Below are 714 nucleotides of genomic sequence, written 5' to 3' on the forward strand. Positions count from 1 at the left end.
CCTTGTCGGTTTTGTGTTTGGTTTGTTGTTTTGCGAACGACGAACAGCGTAGCGCACGAACAGCGCAGCGTACGAACACCGAAACGGGGCCATAGCTCAGCTGGGAGAGCGCCTGCCTTGCACGCAGGAGGTCAGCGGTTCGATCCCGCTTGGCTCCACCACTTTCTTTCGAAGTTAGTGCTAAGCGTTCTTACGAGAACGATTATCAGTAACTTAGTGTTACGTGCTCTTTAACAATATGAACAAGCTGATTGTAATAAAGAAATGAAATGCCACTCTACTTGAATCAACCATTTTGGTAGAGGCGTATCGAACTTGTGTACAGCATCGAGAACAGCCCATAGAACTCGGAAGACACTTTCGGGTTGTATGGTTAAGTGAAGAAGCGTAGACGGTGGATGCCTAGGCAGTTGGAGGCGATGAAGGACGTACTAACTTGCGATAAGCCATGATGAGGCAGTAAGAGCCGCTTGAGTCATGGATTTCCGAATGGGGCAACCCAGTGTGCTTGCACACTATCTTGCACTGAATTCATAGGTGTAAGAAGCGAACCCGGAGAACTGAAACATCTAAGTACCCGGAGGAAAAGAAATCAACCGAGATTTCCCTAGTAGCGGCGAGCGAACGGGAATTAGCCCTTAAGCAATCATAGTTTTAGTGGAACAAGCTGGAAAGCTTGACGATACAGGGTGATAGTCCCGTACACGACGAAGC

General features: G+C 48.3%; 1 tRNA gene and 1 other annotated feature. The gene reads left to right on the forward strand.

The window, feature by feature from the left end:
* Positions 1 to 85 precede the first annotated feature (85 nt).
* Positions 86 to 161: transfer RNA gene (locus ACJ8W9_RS12865), tRNA-Ala, on the forward strand.
* 210 nt (positions 162 to 371) lie between these two features.
* Positions 372 to 714, forward strand: a sequence feature (23S ribosomal RNA rRNA prediction is too short).

The sequence above is a fragment of the Pseudidiomarina salilacus genome (genome assembly GCF_047323925.1).
Lineage (GTDB): Bacteria > Pseudomonadota > Gammaproteobacteria > Enterobacterales > Alteromonadaceae > Pseudidiomarina > Pseudidiomarina salilacus.